Annotated in this window: 16 protein-coding genes; 8 read left to right on the top strand and 8 right to left on the bottom strand. The window is 71.5% G+C overall.

Annotation, left to right across the window (positions count from 1 at the left end):
* Nucleotides 1–162: 162 nt before the first annotated feature.
* Nucleotides 163–1641, top strand: coding sequence for a 3' terminal RNA ribose 2'-O-methyltransferase Hen1 (locus OIC96_RS11525; protein ID WP_330307928.1), 1479 nt, complete (start codon nucleotides 163–165; stop codon nucleotides 1639–1641).
* The gene (locus OIC96_RS11520; RefSeq protein ID WP_330307929.1) at nucleotides 1638–4184 is read left to right on the top strand and encodes a polynucleotide kinase-phosphatase; all 2547 of its coding nucleotides are present in this window, start codon (nucleotides 1638–1640) and stop codon (nucleotides 4182–4184) included. Before OIC96_RS11525 ends, OIC96_RS11520 begins: the two co-directional genes overlap by 4 nt.
* 227 nt (nucleotides 4185–4411) lie before the next feature.
* Here the strand turns inward: OIC96_RS11520 and OIC96_RS11515 are convergent, their stop codons facing one another.
* Together OIC96_RS11515 and OIC96_RS11510 are read right to left on the bottom strand one after the other, a co-directional pair.
* Complete coding sequence (locus tag OIC96_RS11515; RefSeq protein ID WP_330307930.1) at nucleotides 4412–5305, bottom strand: hypothetical protein; 894 nt, start codon at nucleotides 5303–5305, stop codon at nucleotides 4412–4414.
* Nucleotides 5302–6381 (bottom strand): SPFH domain-containing protein, encoded by a 1080-nt coding sequence (locus OIC96_RS11510; RefSeq protein ID WP_330307931.1) that lies wholly within the window; start codon nucleotides 6379–6381, stop codon nucleotides 5302–5304. Before OIC96_RS11510 ends, OIC96_RS11515 begins: the two co-directional genes overlap by 4 nt.
* A 164-nt stretch (nucleotides 6382–6545) precedes the next feature.
* On the opposite strand from OIC96_RS11510, the gene OIC96_RS11505 reads away from it, so the two are divergent.
* Nucleotides 6546–7775: an arginine deiminase gene (locus tag OIC96_RS11505; RefSeq protein WP_330307932.1), complete on the top strand. Its 1230-nt coding sequence runs from the start codon at nucleotides 6546–6548 to the stop codon at nucleotides 7773–7775.
* A 167-nt stretch (nucleotides 7776–7942) separates the two neighbouring features.
* On the top strand, nucleotides 7943–8950 hold the full coding sequence (gene argF / locus OIC96_RS11500; RefSeq protein WP_330307933.1) for an ornithine carbamoyltransferase: 1008 nt from the start codon (nucleotides 7943–7945) through the stop codon (nucleotides 8948–8950).
* Between the two features lie 43 nt (nucleotides 8951–8993).
* Here the strand turns inward: argF and OIC96_RS11495 are convergent, their stop codons facing one another.
* A complete protein-coding gene (locus OIC96_RS11495) occupies nucleotides 8994–9446 on the bottom strand; it encodes an ATP-binding protein (RefSeq protein WP_330307934.1) in 453 nt (150 codons plus the stop codon).
* Nucleotides 9447–9764: 318 nt separating this feature from the next.
* On the opposite strand from OIC96_RS11495, the gene OIC96_RS11490 reads away from it, so the two are divergent.
* Nucleotides 9765–10592 carry an enoyl-CoA hydratase family protein gene (locus OIC96_RS11490; RefSeq protein WP_330307935.1) on the top strand — a complete coding sequence of 276 codons (828 nt, stop codon included), beginning with the start codon at nucleotides 9765–9767 and terminating at the stop codon, nucleotides 10590–10592.
* Between the two features lie 49 nt (nucleotides 10593–10641).
* Nucleotides 10642–12909, top strand: a complete 2268-nt coding sequence (locus OIC96_RS11485) for a bifunctional salicylyl-CoA 5-hydroxylase/oxidoreductase (protein WP_330310323.1) — start codon at nucleotides 10642–10644, stop codon at nucleotides 12907–12909.
* Nucleotides 12910–12944: 35 nt separating this feature from the next.
* Here OIC96_RS11485 and OIC96_RS11480 read toward each other — a convergent pair whose 3' ends face one another.
* From OIC96_RS11480 to OIC96_RS11460, 5 genes are all read right to left on the bottom strand, one after another.
* Entirely contained in the window at nucleotides 12945–14177 is a 1233-nt protein-coding gene (locus OIC96_RS11480) for a sulfate adenylyltransferase subunit 1 (RefSeq protein WP_330307936.1), read from the bottom strand.
* 2 nt (nucleotides 14178–14179) lie between these two features.
* Nucleotides 14180–15100, bottom strand: a complete 921-nt coding sequence (cysD, locus tag OIC96_RS11475) for a sulfate adenylyltransferase subunit CysD (protein ID WP_330307937.1) — start codon at nucleotides 15098–15100, stop codon at nucleotides 14180–14182.
* Nucleotides 15097–15648 carry an adenylyl-sulfate kinase gene (cysC, locus tag OIC96_RS11470; RefSeq protein ID WP_327432429.1) on the bottom strand — a complete coding sequence of 184 codons (552 nt, stop codon included), beginning with the start codon at nucleotides 15646–15648 and terminating at the stop codon, nucleotides 15097–15099. The genes cysD and cysC overlap by 4 nt, the downstream gene beginning before the upstream one ends.
* Before the next feature lie 113 nt (nucleotides 15649–15761).
* Entirely contained in the window at nucleotides 15762–16595 is an 834-nt protein-coding gene (locus OIC96_RS11465; protein ID WP_330307938.1) for a PaaX family transcriptional regulator, read from the bottom strand.
* A 15-nt stretch (nucleotides 16596–16610) separates the two neighbouring features.
* Nucleotides 16611–18287 carry an AMP-binding protein gene (locus tag OIC96_RS11460; RefSeq protein WP_330307939.1) on the bottom strand — a complete coding sequence of 559 codons (1677 nt, stop codon included), beginning with the start codon at nucleotides 18285–18287 and terminating at the stop codon, nucleotides 16611–16613.
* A 127-nt stretch (nucleotides 18288–18414) separates the two neighbouring features.
* On the opposite strand from OIC96_RS11460, the gene OIC96_RS11455 reads away from it, so the two are divergent.
* Nucleotides 18415–19554, top strand: a complete 1140-nt coding sequence (locus tag OIC96_RS11455) for an acyl-CoA dehydrogenase family protein (RefSeq protein ID WP_330307940.1) — start codon at nucleotides 18415–18417, stop codon at nucleotides 19552–19554.
* A complete protein-coding gene (locus tag OIC96_RS11450) occupies nucleotides 19551–19949 on the top strand; it encodes a RidA family protein (RefSeq protein WP_330307941.1) in 399 nt (132 codons plus the stop codon). Before OIC96_RS11455 ends, OIC96_RS11450 begins: the two co-directional genes overlap by 4 nt.
* The last annotated feature ends 9 nt before the right edge of the window (nucleotides 19950–19958 follow it).

The raw sequence follows: 19958 nt of genomic DNA, 5'->3' as shown, positions 1-19958 counted from the left end.
ACACCGCTACGAGGTTGAGAAAGGGCCAGGAGCAGTGATCACCGAGGCGCGCTTTCCCCTCGCTGTGGTTCACCGGCATGCGGCGCATGCGCACATCATGTGCGCGGCGACACTCAGCCCGGTGAGTTTCCGCAGCTCAGAAGACCTATCGAGGCACCCACTGTGTTCCTGACGATCAGTACCACCGGTACCCCAGAGCGCCCCGCCACCGACCTCGGCTTCCTGCTGCACAAGCATCCCGACAAGGCGCAGGTGTTCTCGACCTCCTACGGCACGGCGCACGTCCTGTATCCAGAGGCGTCCGTCGAGCGGTGCACGGCCGCGCTGTTGCTTGAGGTCGATCCGGTGGCGCTGGTCCGGCGCGGCAAGGGCAAGGGGCGCGGCGGCGCGCCCGACGCCGCGCTCGCGCAGTATGTCAACGACCGCCCGTACGCGGCCTCGTCCCTGCTCGCCGTGGCGCTGAGCGGTGTGTTCTCCAGCGCGATGAAGGGCCAGTGCACCGCGAAGCCGGACCTTCCCGGGCAGCCGCTGCCCCTCCGGATCGAGGTGCCCGCGCTTCCCGCGCGCGGCGGCGCCGACCTCGTACGGGCGCTGTTCGAGCCGCTCGGCTGGACGGTGACGGTCGAGGCCGTGGCGCTGGACAGTGAGTTCCCCGAGTGGGGCGACTCGCGGTATGTGCGCCTCGTCCTGGAGTCGGCGGAGCTCACGCTCGCCGAGGCCCTGCGCCACCTCTACGTACTTCTCCCGGTGCTCGACGACGCCAAGCACTACTGGGTGTCGTCCGACGAGGTCGACAAGCTGCTGCGGGCCGGTGAAGGCTGGCTGCCGGACCACCCGGAGCAGAAGCTGATCACCAGCCGGTATCTCTCGCGCCGCTGGTCGCTGACCCGTGAGGCGATGGAGCGGCTGGAGCTGGTGCGGCTCGCCGAGGCCGACGACAGCGACGTCGAGGAGATCGACAACGCCGTCGAGGAGGAGACGGAGGCCGAGGAGAAGCCGGCGCCTCTGGCCGTGCGGCGCCGGGACGCGATCGTCACCGCGCTCAAGGCGTCCGGGGCCGCCCGGGTCCTCGATCTCGGGTGCGGACAGGGCCAGTTGGTGCAGGCGCTGCTCAAGGACACGCAGTTCACCGAGATCGTCGGTGTCGATGTGTCGATGCGCGCGCTCACCATCGCCTCGCGGCGGCTCAAGCTGGACAGGATGGGCGAGCGGCAGGCGTCGCGCGTGCAGCTCTTCCAGGGCTCGCTCGCCTACACCGACAACCGCCTCAAGGGGTACGACGCCGCCGTGCTCAGCGAGGTCGTCGAGCACCTCGACCTGCCGCGGCTGCCCGCCCTGGAGTACGCGGTGTTCGGCTCCGCCCGCCCCAGGACGGTCCTCGTGACGACGCCGAACGTCGAGTACAACGTCCGCTGGGAGACCCTCCCGGCCGGACACTCCCGGCACGGCGACCACCGCTTCGAGTGGACGCGGGAGGAGTTCCGGGACTGGGCCGGGCGGGTCGCCGGGCGGCACGGCTATGACGTGGAGTTCGTACCCGTCGGACCCGACGACCCCGAGGTGGGCCCGCCCACCCAGATGGCCGTTTTCTCTCTGAGCGCGGCCACACCGACCACGAAGAAGGAGGAGAAGGCCGCATGACGGACGAGACCAAGAAGGCGCGCACCCTGCCCGTCACCGACCTCTCCCTCGTGGTGCTGATCGGCGCGTCGGGCTCGGGCAAGTCGACCTTCGCCCGCAAGCACTTCAAGCCGACCGAGGTCATCTCCAGCGACTTCTGCCGCGGCCTCGTCGCCGACGACGAGAACGACCAGAGCGCCAGCGGCGACGCCTTCGACGTACTCCACTACATCGCGGGCAAGCGGCTCGCGGCCGGCCGGCGCACCGTCGTCGACGCGACCAATGTCCAGCAGGAGAGCCGCCGCCAGCTGATCGACCTCGCCAAGAAGCACGACGTGCTGCCCATCGCGATCGTGCTGGACGTGCCGGAGGACGTGTGCGCCAAGCGCAACGCCTCCCGCACCGACCGCGCCGACATGCCGCGCCGCGTCATCCAGCGGCACACCCGCGAACTCCGCCGCTCCCTGCGGCACTTGGAGCGCGAGGGCTTCCGCAAGGTGCACGTCCTGCGGGGTGTGGAGGAGATCGAGAGCGCCGAGGTCCGCACCGAGAAGCGCTTCAACGACCTGACCCACCTCACCGGCCCGTTCGACATCATCGGCGACATCCACGGCTGCGCCTCGGAGTTGGAGACCCTCCTCGGCAGGCTCGGTTACGTCGACGGCACGCACCCGGCGGGCCGTACGGCCGTCTTCGTCGGCGACCTCGTCGACCGCGGCCCCGACTCGCCCGGTGTGCTGCGCCGCGTGATGTCCATGGTCACCTCGGGCGACGCGCTGTGCGTGCCCGGCAACCACGAGAACAAGTACGGGCGTCACCTCAAGGGCCGCAAGGTCCAGCACACGCACGGCCTCGCCGAGACCATCGAGCAGATGGCGGGCGAGAACGACGAATTCCGGGCACAGGTACGGGAGTTCATCGACGGGCTCGTCAGCCACTACGTCCTCGACGGCGGCCGGCTGGTGGTCTGCCACGCCGGGCTGCCCGAGAAGTACCACGGCCGTACGTCGGGCCGGGTGCGCTCGCACGCGCTGTACGGGGACACGACGGGGGAGACCGACGAGTTCGGGCTGCCCGTGCGCTACCCGTGGGCGGAGGACTACCGGGGCAAGGCGGCCGTCGTCTACGGCCACACCCCGGTCCCGACGGCCACCTGGCTGAACAACACCATCTGCCTCGACACGGGTGCCGTGTTCGGCGGCAAGCTGACCGCGCTGCGCTGGCCGGAGCGCGAGCTCGTCGACGTACCGGCCGAGCAGGTCTGGTACGAGCCGACGAAGCCGCTGGCCTCCGAGGCGCCCGGCGGCCACGAGGGCCGTCCGCTGGACCTGGCGGACGTGCACGGACGGCGGGTCGTCGAGACGCGGCACGCCGGACGGGTCTCGGTCCGCGAGGAGAACGCGGCGGCGGCCCTGGAGGTCATGAGCCGCTTCGCCGTGGACCCCCGGCTGCTCCCGTACCTGCCGCCGACCATGGCGCCGACCGCGACCTCGCACATCGAGGGCTACCTGGAGCACCCGGCCGAGGCCTTCGCGCAGTACAAGGAGGACGGGGTCGCCCGGGTCGTGTGCGAGGAGAAGCACATGGGCTCGCGGGCGGTGGCGCTGGTCTGCCGGGACGCGGGGGTGGCGCGTGAGCGGTTCGGTGTGGACGGGCCCACGGGCTCGCTGTACACACGCACCGGCCGTCCCTTCTTCGACGACGCCGATGTCACCGAGGAGATCCTCGGCCGGGTGCGGGCCGCCGCGACCGAGGCGGGACTGTGGAAGGAGCTGGAGACCGACTGGCTGCTGCTCGACGCCGAGTTGATGCCGTGGTCGCTGAAGGCGTCCGGGCTGCTGCGCGGTCAGTACGCGGCGGTCGGCGCCGCCGCCGGGGCCGTGTTCCCGGGGGCGCTGGCCGCGCTCGAAGGCGCCGCGGCGCGAGGTGTCGACGTGACCGGCCTGCTGGCCCGGCAGCGCGAACGGGCCGCCGACGCCTCGGCGTTCACCGACGCCTACCGGCGCTACTGCTGGACGACGGACGGCCTGGACGGCGTCCGCCTCGCCCCGTTCCAGGTCCTCGCGGTCCAGGGGCGCAGCCTCGCCGGGCTCCCGCACGACGAGCAGCTCGCCCTGCTCGACCGCCTTGTGGAGCACGACGGGACCGGTCTGCTGCAGACGACCCGACGGCTGTATGTCGACACCGGTGACCCGGAGTCGGTGCGGGCCGGCATCGACTGGTGGCTGGAGATGACCGGCCGCGGCGGCGAGGGCATGGTCGTCAAGCCGGTTGGCGCCCTGGTGCGCAGCAGTGAGCAGGGCCGACTGGTCCAGCCCGGCATCAAGTGCCGGGGCCGCGAGTACCTTCGGATCATCTACGGTCCGGAGTACACCCGTCCGGAGAACCTCGCGCGGCTGCGGGGGCGCTTCCTGAACCACAAGCGGTCGCTGGCGATCAGGGAGTACGCGCTGGGGTTGGAGGCCCTGGACCGGCTCGCGGAGGGTGAGCCGCTGTGGCGGGTGCACGAGGCGGTGTTCGGGGTGCTGGCGCTGGAGTCGGAGCCGGTGGATCCACGTCTGTGAATCTTTCGCCCCCGCCGCCCCTACCCGTCCCATCCCCAGGGGCTCTGCCCCTTCGACCCCGGGGTGGGTGGGGGCTGGTCCAAAAGATTGCGCAGTTCCCCGCGCCCCTAAAAAGGGGCGCGGGGAACTGCGCAATCTTTTAGGGGGGTCTGGGGGCGCAGCCCCCAGGAACGGGATGGGACGGGTAGGGGCGGCGGGGGCGAAGAACCCCCGCGCGGCGCGTCGTGTCACCCCACCAACCGCAGCCGAACCCCCGCCACCCCCACCCGCACCGTCTGCCCCCACACCAGCTGCACCGCGTCCCCCTCCATCCCGTCCCCGAACACGATGAGCCGGTCCGACTCCACGGTGAGGGACAGCTGCGCGGACGCGGTGAGTTCGCCGGAGACGAGTGAGGTGCCGGTGGCCGGTGACGGCCAGGCCTCGCGGACGAACCAGAGGAGGCGTTCGTCCGTGGGGCCCGGCAGCGGCACAGTGCCGCCCCGCTCCTGCCAGACCGAGCGGAGCCAGCCGCTGGCCCCCGTCCCGGTGCCCACGAGGACACCGGAGGAGGCCTGGGGCTCGACGGCACCCCCGTACTCGTCGAGCCCCAGCCGATAGCGGGCCGTCTGATGGCCCGCGGCTCCCAGGTAGATCTCGTTGAGCGCGACCAGCCGCTGCGTGTCGTCCGCGACCGCCTCGACCATGGTCAGCTCGTCGGCCCGGCCCCCGTGCGCGGAGGCGAGCAGCGTGCCCGCGTCCCGGGGGCGGTGCCGCACCAGCACCCCTGGATTGCGTCCGGGGTCGGCGTCGATTCCCACCACCGGCTGCCCCGCCAGGTACTTGGCCACGTTCGCGACCAGCCCGTCCTGCCCGACCACGACCACCACGTCCTCCGGCGCGAAGAGGAAACGATCCAAGTCTCCGCGCTCCACGCGTGACTGACGCCATGTCATCGGCACCGCGGACACCACCTCGGCCAGCGCCTCCCGGGCCCGCCGGTGCCGCTCGGCCACCTCCTCGATGTCCCGGCCCCGGGAGGAGAGGAAGAACGCCGCCTGCCCGTGCGTGCCGTGCCGGGCCACCAACTCCTCGTACTCCGTGGTGCGATGGACGAGGACGACCCGCGGGGCGAGACTCACGCCGGTTCCCCGGAGGCTCCGTTGCCCAGCTTGGCGAGCAGGCCTGTCAGGACGTCCGGCGACACCGTCAGGCTCTCGATCCGCGGCAGGTTCTCCGCGAGCCGGGTGCCGGTCAGGGCGTGCAGCGTGGCGACGTCCGCGTCGCCGTGGACCCGCAGCCAGGCCGCCTGCGCCTCGGCCTGTGCCTCGCCGACCTCCCGCGCGGCCTGTGCCTCGGCCCCGGCGAGCCGCACCTTACGGGTGGCCTCGGCCTCGGCGAGCCGCAGCGACCGGGTGGCCTCCGCCTCCGCGAGGCGCACCGTGCGCGCCGCCTCCGCCCCGGCGCGCACCGCGTCCGCCGCCGCGTGCTCCTCCGCCTCGCGCCGCGCGTTCGTCCCGCGCTGGTCGACCAACTGCTCCTCGCGCCGGGCGAGTTCGATCTGGCTGTCGAGTTCGTTCTCGGCGATGGCGCGCTCCCGCTCGACGGCGACGGCACGGCGTTCGTACGTCGCCTTGTCCGCCTCCTGCTGGATCTGCTCGCGGGCGGGGGTGCGCAGCGCCCGCTCCACCTCGGGCTCCGGGCGCAGCGCGACGACCCGTACGGCCACCACCTCGATCCCCGTCGCGGGCAGCCGGGGTTCGGCGTCGAGACCGCCCGCGATCCGTTCCCGTACCGCCGCGACGCCGTCGACCAGGGCGGCCGCCAGCGACGTACGGGCCAGCACGTCCAGCGCGTGCTGCTGGGCCGTCTCGGTCAGCAGTCCCGCCAGCTGCTCCAGGGGAGTGCCGCGCCAGGCGCCCGTGTCGGGGTCGATGGAGAAGTCGAGGCGCGCGGCCGCGATCGCGGGATCGCTGATCCGGTAGGTGACGGTCGCCTGCACCGCCACGTCCTGGAAGTCGGACGTACGGGCATGGAAGGTCATGGCCAACTCACGGTCGTCGACCGGGACTTCGGAGAGCGCGGCGGTCAGGGAGCGGTACCAGAAGCTGAGCCCGGGGCCGTCGTGCACCAGGCGGCCCGAACGGTGGTGCCGTACATGGGCGGTCGGCGCCCCGCGCAGATGGCGCCAGCCGAGACGCCGGGTGATGTCGGCCATGAGTACCCCCTTGTCGCCGGGCGGTCCCGGCGACCCCTCGCTCCTTGTTGTCGTCAGTAAGACGATAATGGCTCGGTCCACTTATCGTCAAGGGGACGAAATGAAAGAGACCCGGGTCGGTCGATCAGCGGGTGAACGGGCGTTTGGATGGTCAGGATGGAGGCATGGGATTCCACGTCGACTCCGAGGCCGGGCGGCTGCGCCGCGTCATCCTGCACCGACCGGATCTTGAGCTCAAAAGGCTCACCCCCAGCAACAAGGACGCCCTCCTCTTCGACGATGTGCTGTGGGTGCGCCGGGCGCGCGCGGAGCACGACGGGTTCGCCGACGTGCTGCGCGACCGCGGGGTCACCGTCCACCTCTTCGGCGACCTGCTCACCGAGGCCCTGGAGATCCCGGCGGCCAGATCGCTCGTCCTGGACCGCGTCTTCGACGAGAAGGAGTACGGACCGCTCGCCACCGACCACCTGAGGGCCTCCTTCGAGACCCTGCCCGCCCCGGAACTGGCGTCCGTGCTCGTCGGCGGCATGACCAAGCGGGAGTTCCTGGACGCGCACGAGGAGCCGACCTCCGTGCGCTTCCACGTCATGGACCTCGACGACTTCCTGCTCCGGCCGCTGCCCAACCACCTCTTCACCCGGGACACCTCCGCCTGGATCTACGACGGTGTCTCCATCAACGCCATGCGCTGGCCGGCCCGGCAGCGCGAGACCGTGCACTTCGAGGCGATCTACCGGCACCATCCGCTCTTCCGCGACGAGACCTTCAACCTCTGGTCGGAGGGGCAGGCCGACTATCCGTCCACCATCGAGGGCGGTGACGTGCTCGTCATCGGCAACGGCGCGGTGCTCATCGGTATGAGTGAGCGGACCACGCCGCAGGCCGTGGAGATGCTCGCGCACAAGCTGTTCGCCGCCGGGTCCGCGCGCACCATCGTGGCGCTCGACATGCCCAAGCGGCGGGCCCTCATGCATCTCGACACCGTGATGACGATGGTCGACGGCGACATCTTCACGCAGTACGCGGGGCTCGGCATGCTCCGCTCGTACACCATCGAACCGGGCGCCGGGGAGAAGGAGTTGAAGGTCACCGACCATCCGCCGGAGCACATGCACCGGGCGATCGCCGCGGCGCTGGGGCTGAGCGAGATTCGGGTGCTGACCGCCACGCAGGATGTGCATGCGGCGGAGCGGGAGCAGTGGGACGACGGGTGCAATGTCCTTGCGGTGGAGCCGGGGGTGGTCGTGGCGTATGAGCGGAACTCGACGACCAATACGCATTTGCGGAAGCAGGGGATCGAGGTGATCGAGATTCCTGGGAGTGAGCTGGGGCGGGGGAGGGGCGGGCCTCGGTGTATGAGCTGCCCGGTGGAGAGGGATGCCGTGGGGGCTTGATGTCGGGTGCCGGCCGGTGGGGGCTGGTCGCGCAGTTCCCCGCGCCCCTGACGGGGCGCTGATGCTCCCGGTCCCCGAATAGGTGCCGTATAGAAATGTGGGCGATCGTATAGACTTCCAATCGTTTCCTTGTTCGCCCTCGTCCTCGTACCCCTGGAGCGCTCCCCATGGCGACAGTCCCGACCGCCCTCGCCGGCCGCCACTTCCTCAAGGAGCTGGACTTCACGGAGGAGGAGTTCCGCGGTCTGATCGAGCTGGCCGCCGAGCTGAAGGCGGCCAAGAAGGCCGGGGCCGAGACCCAGTACCTGCGGGGCAAGAACATCGCGCTGATCTTCGAGAAGACCTCGACCCGTACGCGCTGCTCGTTCGAGGTCGCCGCCGCCGACCAGGGCGCCTCGACGACATACCTCGACCCCTCCGGCTCGCAGATCGGGCACAAGGAGTCCGTGCGGGACACCGCGCGCGTTCTCGGGCGGATGTTCGACGCGATCGAGTACCGGGGTGACAGCCAGGCCTCCGTCGAGGAGCTGGCCGCGTACGCCGGAGTGCCCGTCTACAACGGTCTGACCGACGACTGGCACCCCACCCAGATGCTCGCCGACGTGCTCACGATGACTGAGCACTGCGCCAAGCCGCTCGGCGAGATCGTCTTCGCCTACCTCGGCGACGCCCGCTTCAACATGGGCAACTCGTATCTGATCACCGGCGCGCTGCTCGGCATGGACGTCCGCCTCGTCGCCCCGCGGGCCTACTGGCCCGCCGACGAGATCGTCGCGCAGGCCCGCAAACTCGCCGAGAACAGTGGTGGCCGCATCACGCTCACCGAGGACGTCACCGAGGGCGTGCTCGGCGCCGACTTCGTGGCGACTGACATCTGGGTCTCCATGGGTGAGCCCAAGGAGGTGTGGGACGAGCGCATCGCCGCCCTGGCCCCGTACGCCGTGACGATGGACGTCCTGCGCGCCACCGGCAACCCCGGCGTCAAGTTCCTGCACTGCCTCCCGGCCTTCCACGACCTCGGCACCAAGGTCGGCCGCGAGATCTACGAGACCCACGGGCTCGACTCCCTGGAGGTCACCGACGAGGTCTTCGAGTCGGCCCACTCGGTCGTCTTCGACGAGGCCGAGAACCGGCTGCACACCATCAAGGCGATCCTGGTCGCCACGCTGGCCTGACGCGAGGTCGGTCGCCGTCATTCCCGGCTGGCCGAAGCCGGGGCTAGGCAGGCCGTCGCTGCGGAGGAACCACGGGCAGTCTGAACCAGACCGCCTTGCCGGAGTCGGTGGGCCGGTGGCCGCAGGACGAGCTGAGGGCGCGGATCAGCAGGAGACCGCGCCCGTGCTCCTGCCAGGGGTCGGGTACGCCGATCGGGTGGGGGACCGTGAGATCGGCGGGCGGCACCGGGTCCGGGTCGTGCACCTCGACCCGGCAGCCGCCCGGCATCAGCTCCACGACCAGCTCTATGGGGCCGTCGCCCGCGGCGTGCTCCACGGCGTTGGCGACCAGTTCCGCCGTGAGCAGCTCAGCGGTGTCGCTGTCGGCCGCGTGCTCCACCTCTGCCAGCGCCGTGCGAACCAGGGCGCGGGCGACAGGCACGGCCGCGACGGTGTGCGGCAGTGCGATGCGCCAGGAGGCTGGGGCGGGGGTGTCGTGCAAGGCGAGTCCGTTCATGAGCAGGCTGTCCTGCTTTCAACTTTAGAAATGGTACGGCGCGTCCGGACAGAGGAGCTCGGCGGGCGCTGTCCGGGTCGTTCGGTGGGCGTTCCGCCGGGACGTTCGGCCCGGCATGAGGCTGTGTACCCAGGTGAACGGTCCGTCTCCCGCGCGGTGCTCCCGCTGTTACGGGGCTATCGAGGACCCGTGACTCGGTGACGGGAAGCGGTCATTTCGCGACAGGTCTATCGCGCACTCATGACGACAGTCACAGATCGGTGATAGCTTCGAGGAGTAGTCGCAGAGCGCCGCCCCCGCCCGAGGAGGCCGCACGTCATGAGTCCCTTCACCGGCTCCGCCACCCGCACCCCCGACTGGCAGCACCTGAGGTGCGAGATCGCCGACGGGGTCGCCACGGTCACCCTGGCCCGCCCCGAGAAACTCAACGCGCTCACCTTCGGCGCCTACGCCGACCTGCGCGATCTGCTCGCCGAGCTGTCCCGGGAGCGATCCGTCCGCGCCCTGGTGCTGGCCGGCGAGGGACGCGGCTTCTGCTCCGGCGGCGACGTCGACGAGATCATCGGCGCGACCCTCTCCATGGACACCGCCCAGCTCCTCGACTTCAACCGGATGACCGGGCAGGTCGTCCGGGCCGTACGGGAGTGTCCGTTCCCGGTGATCGCGGCGGTGCACGGGGTGGCGGCGGGCGCCGGAGCCGTGCTCGCGCTCGCCGCCGACTTCCGGGTGGCCGACCCGAGCGCCCGCTTCTCCTTCCTCTTCACCCGCGTCGGGCTGTCCGGCGGCGACATGGGCGCGGCCTATCTGCTGCCCCGGGTCGTCGGCCTGGGCCACGCGACCCGGCTGCTGATGCTCGGCGAACCGGTGCGCGCGCCCGAGGCCGAGCGGATCGGCCTGATCAGTGAACTCGCCGACGAGGGCAGCGCCGACGAGGCCGCCCAGCGACTGGCCCGCCGCCTCGCCGAGGGCCCGGCCCTCGCCTACGCCCAGACCAAGGCCCTGCTCACCGCCGAACTGGACATGCCGCTCGCCGCCTCCGTCGAACTCGACGCCTCCACCCAGGCCCTCCTGATGAACGGCGAGGACTACGCCGAGTTCCACGCCGCCTTCACGGAGAAGCGGGCGCCGAAGTGGCGGGGGAGGTGAGTACGGGATGCGCGTGGGTGAGCAGGCGATGCGCGTGGGCGCGAGTGCGATGCGCGTCGCGGTGATCGGTGGCGGACCCGGTGGCCTCTACGCCGCCGCCCTTCTCAAGCGTCTCGACCCCGGCCGCGAGGTCACCGTCTGGGAGCGCAACGCCCCTGACGACACGTTCGGCTTCGGCGTGGTCCTCTCCGACGAGACGCTCGGCGGCATCGAACACGCCGACCCGGCCGTGTACGCGGCGCTCCAGGACGAGTTCGTCCGCTGGGACGACATCGACATCGTGCACCGCGGAGTGCGCCACACCTCCGGCGGCCACGGCTTCGCGGCGCTCGGCCGGCGCCGGCTCCTGGAGATCCTGCACGCACGCTGCGACTCGCTCGGCGTCGAGCTGCGCTTCCGGTCACCGGCCCCGCCGGTGGCCGAGCTGATGACTGCGTACGACCTCGTCGTCGCCGCCGACGGCGTGCACAGCCTCACGCGCGCGGCGTACGCGGAGGTGTTCGGGCCGTCCGTCGAAGAGCACCGCTGCCGCTACATCTGGCTCGCCGCCGACTTCGCCTTCGACGCCTTCCGCTTCGAGATCGCCGAGACCGAGCACGGCGTGATGCAGCTGCACGGCTACCCCTACTCGGCCGAAGCCTCCACCGTCATCATCGAGATGCGCGAAGAGGTCTGGCGGGCGGCCGGGTTCGCTGACCTCGACGAGGAGGAATCCGTCGAACGGTGCGGCAAGATCTTCGCGGACGCGCTCGGCGGGCGGCAGCTGCGGTCCAACGCCTCGGCCTGGACCACCTTCCGGACGGTGGTCAACGACCGCTGGTCGCACGGGAATCTGGTCCTCCTCGGCGACGCCGCCCACACCGCCCACTTCTCCATCGGCTCCGGCACGAAGCTCGCCGTCGAGGACGCGCTGGCGCTGGCCGCCTGCCTGGAGGAACGGCCCGCCCTCGAAGAGGCACTTCTCGCGTACGAGGAGGAGCGGCGCCCGGTCGTCGCGTCCACGCAGCGGGCGGCGCGCGCCAGCCTGGAGTGGTTCGAGAACCTGGGGCGCTATCTCGACCAGCCCGCCCGCCAGTTCGCCTTCAACCTCCTCACCCGCAGCCGCCGCGTCACCCACGAGAACCTGCGGCTGCGCGACGCGCACTTCACCGCGGCGGTCGAGCGCGAGTTCGGCTGCCCGCCCGGCACCCCGCCGATGTTCACGCCGCTGAGACTGCGCGGCCTGAGGCTGCGCAACCGCGTCGTCGTCTCGCCCATGGACATGTACTCGGCCGTGGACGGCGTCCCCGGCGACTTCCACCTGGTCCATCTGGGCGCACGGGCACTCGGCGGGGCCGGACTGGTGATGACCGAGATGGTGTGCGTGAGCCCCGAGGGCCGCATCACACCCGGCTGCGCGGGGCTCTACACACCTCGGCAGGCCGAGTCCTGGCGGCGGATCACCGACTTCGTACACCGGCAGGCGCCGGGTACCGCGATCGGCATCCAGCTCGGCCATTCCGGCCGCAAGGGTTCGACGAAGCTGATGTGGGAGGGCATCGACGAGCCGCTGGAGGACGGCAACTGGCCGCTCATGGCCGCCTCCCCGATCCCGTACAAACCGGAGAGCCAGCCACCCCGCGCGCTGTCCCGTGCCCAACTCACCGATCTACGGGAGCAGTTCACGGCAGCCACCTGGCGCGCCGCGCGCTGCGGCTTCGATCTGCTCGAACTGCACTGCGCGCACGGCTACTTGCTCTCCGGCTTCCTCTCACCGCTGACCAACCGGCGCACCGACGCCTACGGCGGCTCGCTCACGAAGCGGCTGCGGTTCCCGCTCGAAGTCTTCGACGCCGTACGGGCCGTGTGGCCCGAGGAACGGCCCATGACCGTCCGTATCTCCGCCACCGACTGGGCCGACGGCGGCACCACCGGGGACGACGCCGTCGAGATCGCGCGGGCCTTCGCCGCGCACGGCGCCGACGCGGTCGACGTGTCGACGGGCCAGGTGGTGGCGGACGAGCACCCCGAGTACGGGCGGTCGTACCAGACTCCGTACGCGGACCGGATCCGCCACGAGACCGGCCTCCCCGTGATCGCCGTCGGCGCGATCTCCTCCTGGGACGACGTCAACTCCCTGATCCTGGCCGGTCGTACGGACCTGTGCGCGCTCGCCCGGCCGCATCTGTACGACCCGCACTGGACGCTGCACGCGGCGGCCGAGCAGGGGTACGAGGGGCCCGGTGTCGCCTGGCCGATGCCCTACCGGGCGGGCAGCCGGCGCCCGCAGACCGGACGCACCGACGCCCCCAAACCCCGGCTTTCGCTGGGGACTTGAGGGCGTCGCACGTAAGGCCTGCGTACAGGGAGTGGCTACGACAGGTCGGCCATCCCGGCCGTCAGCGTCGAACCGTCCGCCGGGTCGACCAGGATGAACGCGCCCGTGCGGCGGGAGTCGGCGTAGTCGTCGAGCGCCAGCGGCTCGGCGGTGCGCAGGGTGATCCTGCCGAGGTCGTTCGCGGTCAGCTCCAGGGCGCCGCCCAGGTCCTTGACGATCGCCTTCACGGTCCGCGTCGTGTGCTTGACCAGCACCCGGTCACCGACCCGCAGCGCACGGTCGGCCAGATGACAGACCGCCGCCCGGACGTCCTGCGTGAGCGCCGGCGCGTCGGGACCGGCGGTGATCATGTCGCCGCGCGAGACATCGCGCTGGTCGGCCAGGCGCAGCGTCAGCGACTGGGGCGCGTACGCCATGTCCGCGTCGTTGCCGAGTACGTCGATGCCGATGATCTCGGAGGTCTCGCCGGACGGGTGGACAGTGACACGGTCGCCGACGCGCAGCTGGCCGGAGACCAACTGGCCCGCGTAGTGGCGGACTTCATCGTGCCGGATCACGTACTGCACCGGGAAGCGCGCCGGGGCGGCCGACACGTCGGAGCCCACCGGCACGGTCTCCAGGAAATCGAGGAGCGCCGGACCCGTGTACCAGTCCATGTGTGCCGAACGCTCCACCACGTTGTCGCCGCACAGCGCGGAGACCGGGATCGGCGTGAAGCCGGGCAGACCCAGCTCGGCGGCGTGGCCGGCGAAGTCCTCGACGATGCGGTCGAACTCCTTCTCCTCGTACCCGACGAGGTCCATCTTGTTGACGGCGAGGACGACGTGCGGGACGCGCAGCAGCGCGGCGACGGCGGCGTGCCGGCGGGTCTGCTCGACCACGCCGTGGCGGGCGTCGACCAGGATGATCGCCAGCTCGGCCGTGGACGCGCCGGTGACCATGTTCCGCGTGTACTGCACATGGCCCGGGGTGTCGGCCAGGATGAACCGGCGCAGGGGCGTGGCGAAGTAGCGGTAGGCGACGTCGATGGTGATGCCCTGCTCGCGCTCGGCGCGCAGACCGTCGGTGAGCAGTGCGAGGTCGGGGGCGTCCTGGCCGCGGCTGGCCGAGACGCGCTCGACGGCCTCCAGCTGGTCCGTCAGGACCGACTTGGAGTCGTGCAGCAGACGTCCGACGAGCGTGGACTTGCCGTCGTCGACGGAACCGGCAGTCGCGAAGCGCAGCGTGTCGATGGTGGCGCCGGTCACGGCGGTGGTGGTGCTGGTCATGTCTAGAAGTACCCCTCGCGCTTGCGGTCTTCCATCGCGGCCTCGGACACCTTGTCGTCGGCGCGGGTGGCGCCCCGCTCGGTGAGGCGGGAGGCGGCGATCTCGGCGATGACGGCGTCCAGCGTGGTGGCGTCGGAGTCGACGGCGCCCGTGCACGACATGTCACCGACGGTCCGGTAGCGGACGAGCCGCTTCTCGACGACCTCGTGCTCGCGGGGCCCGCCCCATTCGCCCGCGGTCAGCCACATGCCGCCGCGCTGGAACACCTCGCGCCGATGGGCGAAGTAGATGTCGGGGAGTTCGATGCCTTCGCGGGCGATGTACTGCCAGACGTCCAGCTCGGTCCAGTTGGAGAGCGGGAAGACGCGGACGTGTTCGCCGGGTGCGTGGCGGCCGTTGTAGAGCTGCCAGAGTTCGGGGCGCTGGCGGCGGGGGTCCCACTGGGAGAACTCGTCGCGCAGGGAGAAGACGCGTTCCTTGGCGCGGGCCTTCTCCTCGTCGCGGCGTCCGCCGCCGAAGACGGCGTCGAAGCGTTCGGACTGGATCTTCTCGGTGAGCGGCAGGGTCTGCAGCGGGTTGCGGGTGCCGTCCGGGCGTTCCTTGAGGACGCCGCGGTCGATGTAGTCCTGCACGGAGGCGACGTGCAGGCGCAGGCCGTGCTTTTCGACCGTGCGGTCGCGGTACTCCAGGACCTCGGGGAAGTTGTGTCCGGTGTCCACGTGCAGCAGGGTGAAGGGGATCGCGGCGGGGGCGAACGCCTTCAGTGCCAGGTGCAGCATGACGATGGAGTCCTTGCCGCCGGAGAAGAGGATCACCGGCCGCTCGAACTCGCCCGCGACCTCGCGGAAGATGTGGACGGCCTCGGACTCCAGCGCGTCCAGATGCGACAGCGTGAAGGCACGCTCAGTCGTGGGGGAGGTCACACGAGCCCCCTCGCCGCGAGCACCGCGTACACGGACGCCGCGGACTCCTCGGGTGTCTGCACGTGCGTCTCCAGGGTGAGCGCCGGGTCGAGCGGCGGCTCGTACGGATCGTCGACGCCGGTCAGCCCGCTGAGCTGACCCGCGGCCTGCCGGGCGTACAGCCCCTTCACATCGCGCTCGCTGCACACCTCGACCGGGGTGGCGACATGCACCTCGATGTACGGCGTCCCGCTCGCCTCGTGCCGCTTGCGGACGGCCTCGCGGCTGTCGGCGTACGGCGCGATGACCGGCACCACGGCGAGCACGCCGTTGCGTGCGAGGACCTCGGCGACCAGGCCGATGCGCTGCACGTTGGTGTTGCGGTCCTCGCGGGAGAAGCCGAGCCCGGCGGAGAGGAAGCGGCGGATTTCGTCACCGTCGAGGACCTCCACGCGGTGCCCCTCGGCCTTCAGGCTGCTGCCCAGAATGCGAGCGATGGTCGTCTTGCCCGCGCTCGGCAGGCCCGTGAGCCAGACGGTGGCTCCCTGAGCCCTTGCCGTGGTGGTCATACGTGCTGTCCTCTTCCTGTCCTGGCGTGCGGCTCACGACGCTAGGTAAGAAACATGAGAAGAGGGATGGAGGAGCCTGAGGGTTCCCTTAGCGACTGGTGATGTAACTGAGGTCACATCCCGGTGGACTCCGGGGGAACGGCGGCGAAACGCGCCCCCGCGTCCCGCAGCCGCTCGTGCAGCGCCCGGAAGACGGCGGCCGAGCGGGCGCCCGGCCAGTCCTGGGGCAGCAGCGCGGCGGGCAGTCCCGGGTCGGCGTACGGGAGGTGGCGCCAGGAGTCGAGGGCGAGCAGATAGTCGCGGTACGCCTGCTCGGGAGGGGTGTCCGCGCGCCGCTCCCAGGCGTGCAGCACGGGCGCGTGCTGGTCGAGGAACTCCTCGTGCTCCTTGGCGATCGCGGCCAGGTCCCACCAGCGCGCGACCGCTTCCGCCGTCGCCGCGAAGCCCAGGTGCTCCCCGCGGAACAACTCCACGTACGGATCGAGCCGCAGCCGCTCCAGGGTGTGCCGCGTCTCCTCGTAGAGCCGCGCCGGGGCGAGCCACACTCCTGGGGCCGCCGTCCCGAAGCCGAGACCGGCGAGCCGTGAGCGCAGCACGTGCCGCTTCTGGCGCTCGGACTCCGGCACGGAGAACACGGCGAGCACCCAGCCGTCGTCCTCGGGAGGTGCCGTCGCGTACACCCGCCGGTCGCCGTCGTCGAGCAGCTGCCGCGCGTCCGGCGACAGCGCGTACCCGGCCGCGCCGGACGCCGTGCGCGCCGGCTCCAGGAGGCCGCGGCGCTTGAGCCGGGACACCGACGACCGTACGGAGGGCGCGTCTACGCCGACCGCGGCGAGAAGCCGGATCAACTCGGCCACCGGCACGGGGCCGGGCATGAAGCGGCCGTACGCGCCGTAGAACGTCACGATGAGGGACCGGGGGGCGTGCTGCTCTGACACGTTGATCACTCTAGTGCTCGAAGATCACTTGGGGCCGCCGCCTGTGGACAAGTCACCCTCCGGCGCGGGCGGCGGCGGTGCGTCCGGATCGCCCGGCTCCCGCAGCCGGAACCGCTGGAGCTTTCCCGTCGCGGTGCGCGGCAGCGCGTCCAGGAAGACGAACTCCCGGGGGCATTTGTAGGGTGCCAGCTCGGCCTTGAGAAAGGCGCGCAGCGCCTCCGTGTCCTTGCGCGCACCGGGTCGCAGTACCGCGTAGGCCACCACGACCTGTCCGCGCGACTCGTCCGCCTGTCCCACGACCGCCGTCTCGACCACGTCCGGGTGGCGCAGCAGCGCGTCCTCGACCTCCGGGCCCGCGATGTTGTACCCCGCCGAGATGATCATGTCGTCGGCGCGGGCGACATAGCGGAAGTAGCCGTCGGGGTCGCGCACATAGGTGTCGCCGGTGATGTTCCAGCCGCCGCGTACGTACTCCCGTTGCCGGGGGTCGGCGAGATAGCGGCAGCCGACCGGGCCGCGCACGGCGAGCAGCCCGGGCTCGCCGTCCGGCACCGGCACCCCGTCGGCGTCGACCACGCGCGCGTGCCACCCCGGTACCGGGATGCCCGTGGTGCCGGGGCGGATGTGCTCGTCGGCGGCGGAGATGAAGATGTGCAGCAGCTCGGTGGCGCCGATGCCGTTGATGATGCGCAGCCCGGTGCGGGTGTGCCAGGCCCGCCAGGTCGCGGCGGGCAGGTTCTCGCCCGCGGACACACAGCGCCGCAGCGACCCGGTGTCGTGGTCCTCCAGCTCCGCCAGCATCGCCCGGTACGCGGTCGGCGCGGTGAACAGCACGGAGACGCGGTGCTCGGCGATCGCCGGCAACAGCTGCTTGGGGCCCGCCTGTTCGAGCAGCAGGGAGCTGGCCCCGGCGCGCATCGGGAAGACGACGAGACCGCCGAGCCCGAAGGTGAAACCCAGCGGGGGACTGCCCGCGAAGACATCGTCCTCATGTGGCTGCAACACATGCTTCGAGAAGGTGTCCGCTATCGCCAACACATCGCGGTGGAAGTGCATACAGCCCTTGGGCCGGCCGGTCGTGCCCGACGTGAACGCGATCAGCGCGACGTCGTCGGCGGCCGTGTCGGCGGCCTCGAACGGCTCGTCCGGCGCGCCCGTGATCCGCAGCAGCAGGTCGTCGGGCGCGTCACCGCCGTACGTGGTGACCCGCAGCCCCGGGATCTCCGCCTTGACCAGGTCGTCGACCGAACGGATGTCGCACAGCGCGTGCGTCACCCGGGCGATCTCGCACATCGTGGTCAGCTCGTGCGGCCGCTGCTGCGCCAGCACGGTGACGGCGACCGCGCCCGCCTTCAGCACCGCCAGCCAGCACGCGGCCAGCCAGGGAGTGGTGGGGCCGCGCAGCAGAACCCGGTTGCCGGGGACGACGCCCAGTTCGGTGGTGAGCACATGGGCGATGCGGTCGACGCGGGCGCGGAGCTGTCCGTATGTCCACAGGCCGCCGGACGCGGTGCGGAAGACGGGGCGCTCGGGCAGGGTCCGGTGGAGGAGCTCGGCGGCGCAGTTCAGCCGTTCGGGGTAGCGCAGCTCGGGCAGATCGAAGTGCAGTTCGGGCCACTGCGCGGGGGGCGGGAGGTGGTCGCGCGGGAAGGTGTCGACGTGGGCCGAGGTCGTCGGCTCCAAGGTGTCCCTGGGGTCCATGGCGGTTCCCCCCTTGCCTTGGTGGGCGTCGTGGTGGGCTCGCACAAGGAGCGTATCGTGTTAGTGACGACAGTCAACGGTCCGCGATAACGTGGGAGAGGTGTCCGACGGGGAGAGAGGGCCGGCAATGACCGCATTCTCGCTTGATCCGGCGCAAACCGCCTGGTGTGCCGAGCTGCGCACCCTGGCCGCGGAACACCTGCGGCCACTGGCGGAGAAGGGTGAGGCGGGCCACGTCAACCGCCCCCTCGTCGCCGAACTGGGCCGACTCGGCCTGCTCGCCCGCCTGTTCACCTCGGGCGCGCTGGAGCTCTGCCTGATGCGCGAGTCCCTGGCCCAGGCGTGTACCGAGGCCGAGACCGCCCTGGCCCTTCAAGGGCTCGGCGCGCACCCGGTCCACACGTACGGGACACAGGCCCAGCGCGAGCACTGGCTGCCCCGGGTCTCGGACGGCGGCGCGGTGGCCGCCTTCGCGCTGAGCGAGCCCGGCGCGGGCTCCGACGCGGCCGCGCTGGCGCTCGGGGCGGCCGAGGACGGCCCCGACGGCTGGCGGCTCACCGGCGAGAAGTGCTGGATCTCCAACGCGCCCGAGGCCGACTTCTACACCGTGTTCGCGCGGACGACCCCCGGCGCCGGAGCCCGCGGCGTCACCGCCTTCCTCGTCCCCGCCGACCGCCCGGGCCTCACCGGCACCCCGCTCGACATGCTCTCGCCGCACCCCATCGGAGCCCTCGCCTTCGACGCCGTACCGGTGACGACGGACGACGTGCTCGGGGAACCGGACCACGGCTTCCGGGTGGCCATGCACACCCTCAACCTCTTCCGGCCGAGCGTGGGCGCCTTCGCGGTCGGCATGGCGCAGGCCGCTCTGGACGCGACCCTCGCGCACACCGCGGGGCGGGACGCGTTCGGCGGCAAGCTGAAGGACCTGCAGACGGTGGCCCACCAGGTCGCCGAGATGGCGCTGCGCACGGAGGCGGCCCGCCTGATGGTGTACGCGGCAGCGGCGGCGTACGACGAAGGGGCCCCCGGCGTACCCGGGCGGGCGGCGATGGCGAAGCTGCTGGCCACCGAGACGGCCCAGTACGTCGTCGACGCGGCGGTCCAGCTGCACGGCGCCCGCGCCCTGCGCCGCGGCCATCTCCTCGAACACCTCTACCGGGAGGTCCGCGCACCCCGGATCTACGAGGGGGCGAGCGAGGTCCAACGGGCCGTCATCGCCAAGGAGTTGTACCGAGGGACCGAGCGGACGGCGGAGGCCTCATGAGCACCGAGCGCGTCAATCCGCCCGAGCTCTCCCCGCCCACCGGCTTCTCCCACGCCGTCGTCGCGACGGGCACCCGCGTCGTCTTCCTGGCGGGCCAGACCGCGCTCGACACGGACGGAAAGGTGGTCGGCGGAACGCTGCCCGAGCAGTTCGCGCTGGCGCTGACGAACCTGCTGACCGCGCTGCGGGCCGCGGGCGGAACCCCGGCCGACCTCGCACGGGTCACGGTCTACGCCACGGATGTCGCCGACTACCGCGCCCATGCCCCCGAACTCGGCCGTATCTGGCGCGAGTTGGCGGGCCGTGACTACCCCGCGATGGCCGTCATCGGCGCCGCCCGCCTCTGGGACGAACAGGCCCTGGTCGAACTCGACGGCTTCGCGGTGCTGGACTGAGCGGTTCCG

The organism is Streptomyces sp. NBC_00775 (assembly GCF_036347135.1).
Classification (GTDB): Bacteria; Actinomycetota; Actinomycetes; order Streptomycetales; family Streptomycetaceae; genus Streptomyces; species Streptomyces lutosisoli.
Note: the sequence above shows the minus strand (reverse complement) of the source record. Positions and strands in the feature narration are given on the sequence as shown.

What these genes read in the sequence shown, in the direction of transcription:
- OIC96_RS11495 (WP_330307934.1), bottom strand. Translation starts at nt 9,446, where the DNA reads ATGAACGGACTCGCCTTGCACGACACCCCCGCCCCAGCCTCCTGGCGC.
- OIC96_RS11510 (WP_330307931.1), bottom strand. Translation starts at nt 6,381, where the DNA reads ATGGCCGACATCACCCGGCGTCTCGGCTGGCGCCATCTGCGCGGGGCG.
- OIC96_RS11520 (WP_330307929.1), top strand. Translation starts at nt 1,638, where the DNA reads ATGACGGACGAGACCAAGAAGGCGCGCACCCTGCCCGTCACCGACCTC.
- OIC96_RS11485 (WP_330310323.1), top strand. Translation starts at nt 10,642, where the DNA reads ATGCGCGTCGCGGTGATCGGTGGCGGACCCGGTGGCCTCTACGCCGCC.
- OIC96_RS11460 (WP_330307939.1), bottom strand. Translation starts at nt 18,287, where the DNA reads ATGGACCCCAGGGACACCTTGGAGCCGACGACCTCGGCCCACGTCGAC.
- OIC96_RS11490 (WP_330307935.1), top strand. Translation starts at nt 9,765, where the DNA reads ATGAGTCCCTTCACCGGCTCCGCCACCCGCACCCCCGACTGGCAGCAC.
- argF (WP_330307933.1), top strand. Translation starts at nt 7,943, where the DNA reads ATGGCGACAGTCCCGACCGCCCTCGCCGGCCGCCACTTCCTCAAGGAG.
- cysC (WP_327432429.1), bottom strand. Translation starts at nt 15,648, where the DNA reads ATGACCACCACGGCAAGGGCTCAGGGAGCCACCGTCTGGCTCACGGGC.
- OIC96_RS11455 (WP_330307940.1), top strand. Translation starts at nt 18,415, where the DNA reads ATGACCGCATTCTCGCTTGATCCGGCGCAAACCGCCTGGTGTGCCGAG.
- OIC96_RS11450 (WP_330307941.1), top strand. Translation starts at nt 19,551, where the DNA reads ATGAGCACCGAGCGCGTCAATCCGCCCGAGCTCTCCCCGCCCACCGGC.
- OIC96_RS11480 (WP_330307936.1), bottom strand. Translation starts at nt 14,177, where the DNA reads ATGACCAGCACCACCACCGCCGTGACCGGCGCCACCATCGACACGCTG.
- OIC96_RS11505 (WP_330307932.1), top strand. Translation starts at nt 6,546, where the DNA reads ATGGGATTCCACGTCGACTCCGAGGCCGGGCGGCTGCGCCGCGTCATC.